Source organism: Exiguobacterium sp. BG5(2022) (assembly GCF_031844365.1).
GTDB classification, from domain to species: domain Bacteria; phylum Bacillota; class Bacilli; order Exiguobacteriales; family Exiguobacteriaceae; genus Exiguobacterium; species Exiguobacterium profundum.
Genome location: NZ_JAUZVB010000004.1, coordinates 20,320 through 33,140 on the forward strand (window position 1 = coordinate 20,320; position 12,821 = coordinate 33,140).

The window sequence follows — 12,821 nt, forward strand, 5'->3', positions numbered from 1 at the left end:
CTGTCAAATAGACAGGAGCGATTTTTAGTTACGACACGCGTTCTTTTTCTTCTTCCCGAATCAAATGATATTGATCGAGAATCAACTGGGTCAACGTGTCCCCTTCATGAAGATGAAGGTATTTTTCAATCGTTGACGAGATGCCGTGTTCTTCGATCGACAAGTTCAGCTCCGATGATTCCGAATCCTCCGGGTTGTAGTAATGAAGGGCTGCTGCAATCCCGTAAGCGAGTTCGTTTGGCTCGATGCCGTTATCCATCAATTCGCGTGCCGGCTTGACGAGACGGTCGCTCGGTCCAAGTTTACGAATCGGCGAACGCGCCACGCGCGACACTTCGTCCTTCAATTTCGGGTTTTCAAAGCGCTTGATGATTTTTTGAATGTATTGGCTATGCTCTTTCGCCTCGAATCCATATTTCTCAAGCAATAACCAACCTGTTTCATATAAAGCGCCTTGGACGACTTGACGCACACGGCGATCCTTCAATGCCTCGTCAATCGTCGCCTTCCCGAACAACGAGCCAATATAAGAGGCGATGGCGTGTCCCGTATTGACCGTGAATAATTTCCGTTCGATATACGGTCCGATTTCTTCAACCCATGTCACACCTTGAATCGGTGGTTGTTCGTTGAGCCCTTGTGTCTCGATGACCCATTCATGGAACGTCTCGACTTCCACGTAAAGTGGATCCTCATGTTGTTGTAGTGGGACGATGCGGTCGACAGCCGCGTTCGGGAAGAAGACATTCGCCTCCCCGACACCGCCACACGCCTCTACTTCTTGACGAAGAATCGCACTCCCACCAATCATGTTCTCACATGCAATGACATAAACCGGGGCGTCTTCGACTTCACGAGCACGAAGTCCTTCGCTAATCAACGGTGCCACTTTTGAGAGGAGTGACGGTCCGACAGCCGTCGTCACGAGATCTGCTTCTGCGATTAAGTCCACGACACGAGCCGGTTCTTTTAAACTGTTGACACCGCGAACACGGTCGACAATGATACGATCGACGCCGTCTTCTGCGAATCCGACCTCATAATGACGTTTTACCTCAAGCGCTTCGATGACCGTGTCATTGATGTCGACAAACGTCACCTCGTAACCGCTTTGATTGAGCAATAATCCGATAAATCCTCGTCCAATGTTCCCTGCACCAAAATGAACAGCTTTCATTTACGCCACCTCTTCCATAAAGAGCGCCAAGATTTCTTCTTTCGTTTTCGCCTGAACAAGACGCTCCACATTGCTTTCGTCCGAGCAGAGAATCGCGATTTGCGAAAGGAGCTCTAAATGTTCATCATTCACGCCTGCAATTCCGATGACGAGTTTGGCCGTTTGACCTCCGAAGTCGACACCGTCTGGTACTTGCAAGAACGAGATCCCCGTCTTCTGAACCGCTGATTTCGCTGCTTCTGTACCGTGTGGAATGGCGACGTGGTTTCCGATATAGACGTTGGCGATCGCTTGACGTTCATGCATCGCTTCTACATACTCCGGCGTCACACAGCCGGCGTCTTGTAGGACGGCTCCGGCTGCTGTGATCGCTTCCTCTGTCGTTGCGAATGTTTGGTTAAGTCGAATCATCTCTGTTTGAATGAATGGCATTTTGATTTCCTCCTAATGGCTAAACCGTATCTCTATCTGTTCTGAGTTCAAGAAATTTTGCTGCGTTCCGCTTTAATTTCTTCTACCAATTGGTCGTAGTAATCGGCGTTCAAGAAGTTCGTGACCGAACGATGAATCGCATTCGGTGCTTGCGCTTCCGCACGCTCCGTCAAATCTTCGTGTGTGATGACGAACTGGGCATCTTTCGGCAAGTTGCTGATAGACGTGTTCGTCACTTTGATTGGCAAGTTCGCTTTGTTGACCTTGTTCCGGAGAACCGATGCTCCCATGGCACTCGATCCCATTCCAGCGTCACAAGCGAAGATGATATGGTCGACTTTATCAAGACGATCTGTCACGAGAGCCGATGCGTAAGACTGTTTGCCTTTCATCGCACTCACGTTTTGTGTCGCTTCTTCGAGTGATACTTCCTCTGCTGCGCTCGATTTCAAGATGACACTAGCCACAGCGAACGTGACCGCTGCTGACAAGAGAATCCCTGCCACGAGTCCAAGATATGAACCGCGTGATGCCATCGCAAGAATGGCAAAGATACTACCTGGTGAAGCAGGTGCGACGAGACCGACATCAAAGAGTACGAACGTGAAGATCCCTGTTGCGCCCCCTGCGATCATCGCAAGGATCAAGACCGGCTTCATCAATACGTATGGGAAGTAAATCTCGTGAATCCCACCAAGGAAGTGAATGATAGCTGCACCCGGTGCCGTACGTTTCGCTGCACCTTTGGCGAAGAACATGTATGCGAGAAGTAATCCAAGACCTGGTCCTGGGTTTGCTTCAAGTAAGAAGAGAACTGATTTTCCAGCGTCTGCGACTTGATCGACACCAAGCGGACTCAAGATCCCGTGGTTGATGGCGTTGTTCAAGAAGAGAACTTTTGCTGGTTCGATGAACAGACTCGCAATCGGAAGCAATTTCGCGCCGACGATCCAGTCAACACCTGCCGCCATGACTTTATCGAGGGCACTCATGATCGGACCGAAGATTTCAAATCCTCCAAGCATGAGAAGACCACCGATGATTCCAACTGAGAAGTTGTTGACGAGCATTTCAAATCCTGCTTTAACTTTGCCTTCAAGGGCACGGTCGACTTGGCGGATGACATAACCACCGAGTGGACCCATGATCATCGCACCTAGGAACATCGGAATGTCGGTACCAACGATGACCCCCATCGTGGCGAGTGCCCCGACGACACCGCCTCGTACGTCATGAAGTAATTTACCACCAGTGAAACCGATGAGTAATGGTAAGAGATACGTGATGGTTGGACCAACGAGTTCTGCTAATTTTTCGTTTGGCCACCATCCTGTTGGAATGAAGAGTGCTGTGATAATCCCCCAGGCAATGAAGGCGCCGATGTTCGGCATGACCATCCCACTGAGGAAACTACCGAACCGTTGTACTTTGACTCGGACCCCGCCCGAGCTTGCTTGCGTATTCGCCATGTATAAAACCTCCAGTCGTTTAAATGTGAAAGGTTGAATGTGTAGTGTAGCTAACCGGTTTGTGCTCTACACCTGTATTGTATGCCTGGAGTAAGCGCTTACTCAATTCAATCCAGTTCACACTTTGGCAACATTTTGTGCCAAACAAAAAAATGACCATGGTTCGGTCATTTTTCGTACAATGTTTCATGAATCATTTTCTTCATGCATTCGTGCAGGAGTAAACGAAGATCTTCTTTCGTTCCCGTGCTATAAAGACGCATATGCTCCTCACTCTCAATGAGCGACCCGCTGATCGCACTTAGGAACTGAAGCTCGACGTCACGTGCTTCTTCCGGTGCAAGCAAGACAAGGAGACGTGTCACGGGTTCGGTCGACTGATCCATCATGAGGAGTGGGATCGATGTCGTTAAATCAAACGCAAACACACTCGCCTTCTCAATCGAGGCATGTCGTCCGTGGAATAACGCCAGTTTCGTACCCGGCACACCAAGGCCCGCGACCTCGTGACGACGAAGCAGTTGGGCAGAGAGCTGAATCCCGCTTTGTACGAGGTCACGTTCTTCTAAATGTGTACCGATATCAAGCAAGATATCTTCTAAACGGTCCGTATTATTGAGCGTGACCAAATCGAACTGGTCATCCATCCGCTCGAACGTCTCGACCAATTCCCCGAGTTCTGCGAAATCAAGCATCGTTGACCGCGGCTTCGTTGCGAGTGTCTGAAAGGATTGCGGTAATGACAGTAAGAGATGGCGGACGCGTTGCACTTCTTCACTCGTCAAAAGCGGGTTGACGATTAACGTTGGTACCGATAGCGGTGGTAACGGTACCGTCGACAAGATGACATCATATTCTTCCAATCGGTGCTGTTCGAGTCCGAAAAGTGATGAGTTGACGACGTCTTGCATCTCTGGGAACTCTTGGCGTACCCGATTGACGAGCATCTTCGACGAACCGAGTCCGGCCGAACAGATGACGAGCGCCCGATATTCGCGGCGGCGCACCGGTTTGACGAGTGCTGCCGCAAAGTGCATCGCCCAAAAAACCGTTTCTTCTTCGGAGAACGTATTCGTCCCAAAGACGATGTCGGCGGCCTGTTGAATCGCCGAACGAAGTCCCGGATAGTCGCGGTCGATGTGGGGCTTGACCGTACTCGTCTCTGGTAGCGCCTGCGTATTCATACTCGAGAGGATGTGAGCAAGCAGTCCTCGTTCGAGAGCCGCGTCATCCGTAAAGGTGAACCCGTAGATGAGCGAGACGTGATGAATCAGTTTATGCACCCGAATCTGCATGATCCAGCGTTCTTCCTCATCTTCTTTCATTTGATCTTTAATTGAGCGCAGACGATTCGCCTCTTCCGCGAACCAGACGCGTTCCGCCATCGAGTAAGTGATACCGAGAGCCGCTTCCATATCGGTGGCGACTTTCAGATAGTCCTCGGACCGTCCTTTCGTATACATCTCTAAAAAGAATCCAGACGCTAACCGCTCTTGTTGCACGCCGTAAGCGAACGTGACTCGCATGATGGTGCGGTCGTCCATCCGCTCAAACGAACGGGATTTCAAATAATCATAACCGTCTCGAAGACCTTCAAGCATCTCCTCGCATGGTACCGTCTTCAAAAAAGCAGGAATGTAGTCGTCTTCTCCACGGACGAAGCGATAAAATGCGAGCGTGTCCCAGTGGGCAAGCAGAGCGTTGATGAGTAGCTTACGCTTCTCGGACTCATAGCCGAGCACTCTAGCTCCGACACCTTTTTTCCGTTCAACTTCTAAATGATACTCTTCGAACCATCGATCCAATTTCTCCAAGTCTTGCGTCAACGTGCTCGGCGAAACGTGCATCTGTTTAGCGACCGCCTGCAATTTAAGCGTATCGTTCTCAAACAAGAGACGCCACGCCAGTTCAAATAAGCGGTCCTCGCTCGTCGGGATCGCTTCTGCAGATAAGATGAGATCTTCTCGTAACTGTTGTTTCGCAGCTGGTTTGCCAACCAGGCTCAGTCCATGACCGCGTTGCCAAGCGAGTTCAAGTTCGAACTCTTTTAAGATGCCTTCAAGTAATTGTCGTTCTCGTTGAATCGTGCGCTCAGACAAATTCACCGCCTGCGCGATTTCGGCGAGCGGTGTCGATGTCTCAGTTGCCAATAAGTGTAGTAAAATCGACCGCTCTCGCGCGGTCCACTCATGTCTCATGCTCATCCATCCATTCTTCGACAAGTAGTCGGTATTCCTCGAGCGACAGGAGTTGTCGGACTGACCGGACACGTGCGGTTGGATGGGTGACCGGGGTCGCCCCTTCCTGATAGAGAATCAAATCCACCTCATTCGGGATGTTTTGAATCGTTCCGTGCGTGATCGTACAAGACAAGCGCCCCTCGCTTGCCTGCGCGAATAACTTCGCCGCCATCGCACTTGTCACAAACCCGCTATGGCAAGCAATGTATACGTTCATGTCAGCCCTTCTTTCGTCGCTTATCTTTATCTAATCATAAGTTGGAACCGCTTACTTCTCCTACTATTTTGCTTGTTGGCAAAGATATCGGCAAGGAGTAAAAAGGTTATGTCTACGTCACTAGACTCACTCCTTAATAAGGAGCTAAAGTCTTCATGAAAGTATTCATCTACGGTTTAATCGACAGTTCATTAAAGATATACTTTTAGATTAAAATATCTATTCTTGTAATGAATTGTATTATAATTTATTACATCTTGTATTTACAGAGAGGAATGGACAGAATTGCCTAACTTTAATTGGGAGCATTTAAACCACTTACAGCTCGGAAGATATGCAGAGTACTATGCAAAAATGGAATTCGCGTCCTACGGATGTGACGTCTATACATCAGAAGTAGATGATCACGGAGTCGATTTTGTCATTAAAGATTCCAATAACCGCTTTTGTGAGATTCAAGTAAAAGCAATTCGTAATTCAGGATATGTTTTTATGCAAAAAAGTAAATTCGACCTTACGACTCCAAACCTTTATTTGACACTTCTTTTATTCACCCAAGACGCACACCCTGAACTTTATCTAATCCCTAACGTCGCTTGGTTAGCCCCAAATGAATTATTCGTTGATCGAGATTACGATAAACCCGGACAAAAGAGTAAACCTGAGTACGGATTAAACATTTCAAGAAAGAACAAATCCTTACTTGAACACTATCGATTCGATACAATGATTCAATCATTTATTCTAAGGCAATCCGAAGGAACTAATTAAAAACTGCACTTTGTATGTTGAAAGTATCCAACAAACAAAGTGCAGTTTTTATTAACTCAGCCTCTTCATTATTTATTCCACTGTCACCGATTTCGCCAAGTTACGTGGCTTGTCGACGTCACAGCCACGGGCGAGCGCCGCATAATATGCCATCAACTGAACCGGTAAGACGTTGATGAGCGGTGCCAAGAGTGGCTCGACGTGCGGCAAGATGAAGTCATCATTCTCATGTTCGACTCCTTGCATCGAAATGATACAGGCGTTCGCACCACGGGCGACGACTTCTTTGACGTTCCCACGAATATTCAAGTTCGTCTTCGGTTGTGAGATGAGCGCGATGACCGGTGTCCCGTCTTCAATCAAGGCGATCGATCCGTGCTTCAGTTCCCCACCTGGGTACCCTTCCGCTTGGATATACGAAATCTCTTTTACTTTGAGCGCTCCTTCGAGACAGACAGAAGCGTCAAGCCCACGACCGATGAAGAACGTGTTCGGTGTCGTTTTCAAATAACGTTCCGCAAGGTCTTCGAACAACTCTTTTTGCGCCATGATCGAGTCCATGATGGTCGCAACTCGGGCAAGCTCCGGCATGAGATCAAACGGCAATTCTTTCCCTGTCGCACGAGCGATGTCATACGCGAGAATCGCGAGGACGGCGATTTGCGCCGTGTACGCTTTCGTCGAGGCGACCGCGATCTCTGGTCCTGCATGGAGGAGCATCGTCTCATTCGCTTCGCGTGAGAGCGTCGATCCCGGTACATTCGTCATGGTGAGCGCTTTGTATCCGCGTTTCTTCACTTCGACGAGTACGGCACGGCTGTCCGCTGTCTCACCGGATTGTGATAAGAAGACGAACAACGGACGTTCACTTAAGAGCGGCATGTTGTAGCCGAATTCAGAAGAAACGTGCACTTCTGTCGGAATGCCAGCGATGCGCTCCAAAATGTCTTTTCCGACGAGTCCCGCGTTATAGCTCGTCCCACATGCGACGATATAGATCCGGTCCGCTTCTGACACGAGCTCACGCACGCCTTCCGTGAGTTCGATGTCGCCGTTCTCGTTCTGGTAATGCTGGATGATGTTGCGGATGACGGCCGGTTGCTCGTCCATCTCTTTCAACATGTAGTGCGCGTACGTGCCCTTCTCGATGTCTGACGCATCGATCTCGGCCGTGTATGGCGCGCGTTCGAGCACGTCACCGTCGAGCGTCTTAATCGTCGCCGACTCACGTGTGAGGATGACGATTTCACCGTCGTGGAGCTCGAGGTACTGGTCTGTCACCTGGAGCATCGCCATCGCGTCTGATGCGACGACGTTGAACGTGCCGTCCCCGAGTCCGACGAGGAGCGGTGACTTGTTCTTCCCGATATAGAGGCGTTCTTTGTCCTCTGAGTCGATCATCGCGATCGCGTACGAACCGTGGAGGTCCGAAAGCGTCTTGCGGAACGCCGCCTCGACATCACCGAGCTCGACGAAGTGTTTCTCCATGAGTAAGACGATGACTTCCGTGTCCGTCTCTGAAAGGAACGGGACGTCGAGCGTGGCTTTCAATTGTTCATCGTTCTCGATTACGCCGTTATGGACGAGCGTGAACCGTCCAGTCGTGCTTTGGTGCGGGTGGGCGTTCGGCACGCTCGGTACCCCGTGTGTCGCCCAACGCGTATGACCGATTCCAATCGTCCCTTCAGCATCAGCCGGTACGATGTCACGGAGTGCTTGAATCCGTCCCACTTCTTTGAACGTACGAACGTTTTCACCGACTAAGGCAATTCCTGCTGAATCATAGCCACGATACTCGAGCTTTTCAAGCCCTTTCAATAAAATCTCTTTCGTTCCAACTTGTCCGATCATCCCTACGATTCCACACATACAAAACTCTCCTCTTTGCTTCGATTTCTCGAAAAAGGAAACGGGCTTTTTTGAGTGATGTCATCAAGTCTCGTTTTGTCCGCCCGGTCACCCGAACGTTTTATCGAGACTCTCTCAGTCGTGACACGCGACTGGAAGGCATCCGCCGAAATCTCGATCACCTTCGTCCTCGTCAACTCCGCAGAGTTCTGGCGCTTCCACTTCATATCTAGCCGTTTCTCCAGATACGCTTTCATGCTATCGAGTACAAGGAGTGTTGGATAGAGAAATTGTTAAAGTAGTCGCTAAATACTTTTTTACCGTTCATGTAAAAGTCACCACTTTCACTAAAAAGCCATCAATCCATCAGGTTTTCGAGTAGGGGGAGAACGGGCATGATACAAGTAACGATATGTGAACTACTCGCCACTTATTTGCTTCACAAATTGAAGGGGGAGCTTCTTGGGAAGACCGTGCTCTTATCAGCCACGGTTATGGACCAAGCTCGTCGGGCAGTCCCTGCCCTGAATGGTTGTCAGTCGGCCAACATCAACAGGTTGATGCTCGCATTGATGTCACGGTCATGATGCGCGCCACAGGCACACGTCCATTCGCGGACATCCATCGTCTTCTTCTGACCTTTCTCGCCACAAGAAGAACAGATTTGCGTCGATGCGAACCATTGATCCGCCTTGATGAGCGTCCGTCCGTAGAAGTTTGATTTGTACTCGAGTTGACGGACGAACTCATACCAACTGACATCTGCAATCGATTTGGCGACCTTGTGGTTTTGCATCATATGCTTCGACTTCAATGTCTCCACGACGATGACTTGGTTCTCGTCAACGATCCGTCTCGACAGCTTGTGAAGGAAGTCCTTGCGTTGGTTGGCAATCTTTTCGTGTTTCTTAGCCAAAAGTAATTTGGCTTTTTCACGATTCTTGCTCCCGATTTTCTTGCGTGACAGCGCGCATTGCGCCTTCTTGACCTTCGCTTCGGATTGTCGGAGAAAGCGAGGGTTGTCAATCTTCTCGGAGACCATCGCGTCGTTCGTCATGACGGCGAAGTGTTCCAGGCCAAGATCAATCCCGACCTTATTCTTGGCTGGAATCCATGGTACATCGTCCTGTTCGACGAGGATGGAGACGAAGAACTTGCCTGTCTTGGTCATCGACACCGTCGCCGACTTAATGATTCCATCGAACGGACGATGTTGTGTGAACTTCACGAAGCCGATTTTAGGAAGTCTCACCTTGCCGTCTTCGATGCGGATCGTGCCGTGCTGGTTGTTCGTCGTGTAGGACGCGCGCGACCGCCGTCTCGATTTGAAGGTCGGGAAGCCGCCCGTCCCGGCGAAGAACTTCGCGAACGCGGCGTCGAGGTTCAGCTTCGCGTTCGCGAGCGCGAGGCTGTCCGCCTCGGCGAGAAACGGGAACAGGGGCTTGTAGGAGGCGGGTGTCGCCGGTTTCCGTCTCGTCCCGTTCCCCGCCTTCGCCTCCTCGCGGATGGCGATGCGGTCCTCGAGCAGCTTATTGTAGATGAACCGTGCGCAGCCGATCGTCTTGATGAGGAACTCTTCCTGTGCCGGCGTCGGGTGGAGCCTATATGTATAGCCTTTCAGCATGTTCGTCCCTCCTCCCCTACGAAGATCGTGATGTGTCCTCCTCATCCGATACCCGCGGAGGGAGAGGAAGAATCTGACGGAATCCCGAACCTTTGTTCGTCACATCTGTCACAGGAGGAGAAGACTATTGGATTGGGCGATTCATCCCCCACCTACGCGGGCTACGGCCCGAGGCGCTTAGAGGAGGGAGAATTCTCGCCTACTTTTGTTAAAGATGGAGGGGAATGAGATGGCAAGTCTATTTTTAGTAATCGGAATCATATTATCTGTCACATCAAAATGGCTGCAATTAAGAGGTCAAAGTGATGTTGGTGACCTACTTGTTTTTCCAGCAGCTTTTTTCCTAGGACTCGCCCTTCTCTTTAGCCTTCCATTCTTTAAAGAATGGTGGGAAGATCCTGCATCGCGCCCAAAAGCTTATCGATTTGCGACATTTGCAACAGTCGGTGTACTTTCGTTTCAATTATTTGCTTGGCTCTTATTTGGTCAAGGTGAATGGCTAGGTTTTCTTTTCCTAATTCCTTTCCTAACCTGCCTCTACTTTGTTATTCGAACGGTCATATAAAATGGGAGAGACGCTCACGCGCTCCCCCATTTTTGTTCTTCTCTTAATTCACGTTCCGTGACATAGTTCTCATCGAGACGAACCATATATCGCTCGTACCATTTATGACCGATGACGGATATGACACCTCCAGTCACCATCAACCCAATAAAGTAAGGTGTCTCAATTTGTTTCGTTACCCATCCGAACATGAGGATGAGCAAAATCGGGAACGTCAAAAAATTAAAAATCGACATCAAGTGTATGTGACGTTTGGCGTCTCGATTGGTTAAATACTTCAATTGAATCGTTTCTTTCTTCCAAGATTTTTTAATCGCAAATAGACCCGCAAATTGACCAATCAAAAGAACAGTTCCTGCTGACACCCATCCTTTTTCAGTCGCCACAAACAGCACAATACAGATCATCCACGACAGAAAAGTGAAGACTCCATTCTTTTCAGTTTCCACTCTGACAAGCTCTCTCATCTGATCACGCTTGTTCACGACGTTGCTCCTTCTCGTATTCACGGACCTCACGAATTTCTTTTAAATCTTGATCCGTCAAATAGTTTTCATCGTAAGACTGAATGACGCGGTCGAACCGCTTCGCCAAGTATTCAATCCCGAAAAACGTCAGTTGCGAAAGGAGGAACATACGGAACGATTGTGTGCCCGTCGTTTCACTCGTGAAGTAAAAGAGTCCATAAATCCCGACACCCGTCAAAGCGAGCGTATGTGCCATCATTTTGAACGATAAGAGGTTTCGTGCCGTCTGATTCGTCACAAAGCGCAGCCACATCCGATATTGTATAAAAATACCCGTCAAGACTGCAGCGAGCACCGCATATAACGTTCCCGTAACAACGCCGTCCGAAAGTGTCCAATACGAGGCATAAATCAAAAAACTGACGACGAGTCCGATTCCGATGATGCCGACACCCCATTTCGTCAAGCGGTCTACTTTTAGAATCGTGTCGATTTGCGCTTTTACTTTTGGTGATAGTTCCATATGTTCTCTCCTCCTTCCAACACTTCCTCATACGTCGGTAATTCCGGATCGATTTGTTTAAGTTGCTTCGTGAACCACTTCTGCCGAATCGGACTGAGTACTCCCCATATCCCAAAAAAGAGACCGATCACGAGACCAAAATCTTCCGCTGTCAGAAGCGTCACCATGAGCGCCGTCAACAAAATCGCATCCACCCATTCGAATACGTATTGGAATATAAGCATTCGATGAGCTTTCGGATGTTTTGTCATTCGCCACATGATACGCATCTCTTGATAGCCCATCACGACGATGATCATAGAGACTGACGCCATGATGGGGATGAGCCACATTTTCTCTAATAAGAGAGCGACAATAATGGCCGTGACATAAAGAATCAAGATGGGTACGGCATAACGTCGCATTCGTCGCATCCACTTTACGTCTTGTGCCACCTATATCGCCTCCTTATCGAAATGTATATACTCCATATCTTGTTGTTTCGTTTGTTTGTTCACGTTCAACGTTAATAGCATTGCACTACCGATGAATACCGTGACACACACATACGCCACGTTTGATGTGAACAATAGTTGATGATTCAACGCGAGGAAAAAGGCAGCACTGTTGAATCCGTCCCGAACGAGCTGACGACGATACAATCCTTTCAGTTCTGGTTGAAACCTCAGACGCATTCGATAGCGCTTCACATATAAGATGTTCAGCGGAATGAGCGCACAGGCGATATATAGCACGCCCCACGTAAGGTCATCTGTTAATAAACTGATCGGTAACATCAGTACTACAAATGTTCCAAACAGGCCGAATATCCATTGGTCGAATAAACGCTTCCATGCTTTTTCTTTTGTCATGCGTCTAATCATTGATTTCGTCGCTCCAAATCTAACTGATGTAACAGCGGAACACGTTCATTTAACCTCTTTTGAAACATCCGTGACATCTGATCGCTGACTGCTCCCCATACGAGCAATCCGATCGCTAACGTCAAACTGTCATATTGAAAGATTAGCAGAGCCGAAATCAAGGAGACGAGAACACCCGAACTGATCAAATCATACAGTAGGTTCCATTTTAGTAACTTCACGACATCTCGATCTTTCATATGCGTACGACGCATCCGATACTTCTTCACGTCTAATCCAATCATGGCCATTCCAATCAAGACGAACGGAATCGTCAACCAGACATATCGTCCGAAAAAAAATAAAATAATGGCCGTCACAACAAACACCAATAATGTATAGCCGACCCGAAGGTGTGACTTGCGCCATGTTGTTTCTTCCATATGCCAATGTGCCTCAGTCAACTAGAGCACTTCCTTTCCTTCTTATGCATTACTCCTATATACGTACTCTATGTCCTCATTGTTTCACATTTTCCGAATATTCTAGCATTGAATCGTTCGACTTTTTTCAACAATTGACGAACGAAACGTATCCGCTTACAAAGGTTATCTGCTATACTGTTACCAAATTCATTCCCACAAAT

14 protein-coding genes are annotated in these 12,821 nt (G+C 48.7%); 2 read left to right on the forward strand and 12 right to left on the reverse strand.

The window, feature by feature from the left end; translation table 11 throughout:
• Nucleotides 1-28: 28 nt before the first annotated feature.
• The 5 genes from Q9R25_RS13290 to Q9R25_RS13310 form a co-directional block, all read right to left on the reverse strand.
• Entirely contained in the window at nt 29-1,177 is a 1,149-nt protein-coding gene (locus Q9R25_RS13290; RefSeq protein ID WP_214691511.1) for a mannitol-1-phosphate 5-dehydrogenase, read from the reverse strand.
• The gene (locus Q9R25_RS13295) at nt 1,178-1,609 is read right to left on the reverse strand and encodes a PTS mannitol transporter subunit IIA (RefSeq protein ID WP_026824364.1); all 432 of its coding nucleotides are present in this window, start codon (nt 1,607-1,609) and stop codon (nt 1,178-1,180) included. It abuts the gene before it with no gap.
• 47 nt (nt 1,610-1,656) lie between these two features.
• On the reverse strand, nt 1,657-3,078 hold the full coding sequence (locus Q9R25_RS13300) for a PTS mannitol transporter subunit IIBC (RefSeq protein WP_196431520.1): 1,422 nt from the start codon (nt 3,076-3,078) through the stop codon (nt 1,657-1,659).
• Between the two features lie 167 nt (nt 3,079-3,245).
• Complete coding sequence (locus tag Q9R25_RS13305; RefSeq protein WP_159563467.1) at nt 3,246-5,276, reverse strand: BglG family transcription antiterminator; 2,031 nt, start codon at nt 5,274-5,276, stop codon at nt 3,246-3,248.
• Complete coding sequence (locus Q9R25_RS13310; protein ID WP_074034712.1) at nt 5,266-5,535, reverse strand: PTS sugar transporter subunit IIB; 270 nt, start codon at nt 5,533-5,535, stop codon at nt 5,266-5,268. Before Q9R25_RS13310 ends, Q9R25_RS13305 begins: the two co-directional genes overlap by 11 nt.
• Nucleotides 5,536-5,820: 285 nt before the next feature.
• Between Q9R25_RS13310 and Q9R25_RS13315 the strand changes: the two genes are divergently transcribed.
• Nucleotides 5,821-6,306 (forward strand): DUF4365 domain-containing protein, encoded by a 486-nt coding sequence (locus Q9R25_RS13315; RefSeq protein ID WP_196431521.1) that lies wholly within the window; start codon nt 5,821-5,823, stop codon nt 6,304-6,306.
• Nucleotides 6,307-6,378: 72 nt separating this feature from the next.
• On the opposite strand, the gene glmS is transcribed toward Q9R25_RS13315, so the two are convergent.
• Nucleotides 6,379-8,175 carry a glutamine--fructose-6-phosphate transaminase (isomerizing) gene (gene glmS / locus Q9R25_RS13320; RefSeq protein WP_215244371.1) on the reverse strand — a complete coding sequence of 599 codons (1,797 nt, stop codon included), beginning with the start codon at nt 8,173-8,175 and terminating at the stop codon, nt 6,379-6,381.
• A 514-nt stretch (nt 8,176-8,689) separates the two neighbouring features.
• Entirely contained in the window at nt 8,690-9,778 is a 1,089-nt protein-coding gene (gene tnpB / locus Q9R25_RS13325) for an IS200/IS605 family element RNA-guided endonuclease TnpB (protein ID WP_311283262.1), read from the reverse strand.
• Between the two features lie 229 nt (nt 9,779-10,007).
• Between tnpB and Q9R25_RS13330 the strand changes: the two genes are divergently transcribed.
• Nucleotides 10,008-10,343: a hypothetical protein gene (locus tag Q9R25_RS13330; protein WP_031424632.1), complete on the forward strand. Its 336-nt coding sequence runs from the start codon at nt 10,008-10,010 to the stop codon at nt 10,341-10,343.
• Nucleotides 10,344-10,357: 14 nt separating this feature from the next.
• Here Q9R25_RS13330 and Q9R25_RS13335 read toward each other — a convergent pair whose 3' ends face one another.
• Genes Q9R25_RS13335 through Q9R25_RS13355 form a run of 5 tightly spaced genes read right to left on the reverse strand, consistent with a single transcriptional unit; the run spans nt 10,358 to nt 12,639 of the window.
• Nucleotides 10,358-10,828, reverse strand: a complete 471-nt coding sequence (locus tag Q9R25_RS13335; RefSeq protein WP_214691517.1) for a hypothetical protein — start codon at nt 10,826-10,828, stop codon at nt 10,358-10,360.
• A complete protein-coding gene (locus Q9R25_RS13340; RefSeq protein WP_215244373.1) occupies nt 10,815-11,333 on the reverse strand; it encodes a hypothetical protein in 519 nt (172 codons plus the stop codon). Before Q9R25_RS13340 ends, Q9R25_RS13335 begins: the two co-directional genes overlap by 14 nt.
• Entirely contained in the window at nt 11,312-11,767 is a 456-nt protein-coding gene (locus tag Q9R25_RS13345; RefSeq protein ID WP_311283263.1) for a hypothetical protein, read from the reverse strand. The genes Q9R25_RS13340 and Q9R25_RS13345 overlap by 22 nt, the downstream gene beginning before the upstream one ends.
• Entirely contained in the window at nt 11,768-12,196 is a 429-nt protein-coding gene (locus tag Q9R25_RS13350; RefSeq protein ID WP_311283264.1) for a hypothetical protein, read from the reverse strand.
• Complete coding sequence (locus Q9R25_RS13355) at nt 12,193-12,639, reverse strand: hypothetical protein (protein ID WP_311283265.1); 447 nt, start codon at nt 12,637-12,639, stop codon at nt 12,193-12,195. Before Q9R25_RS13355 ends, Q9R25_RS13350 begins: the two co-directional genes overlap by 4 nt.
• Nucleotides 12,640-12,821: the final 182 nt, after the last annotated feature.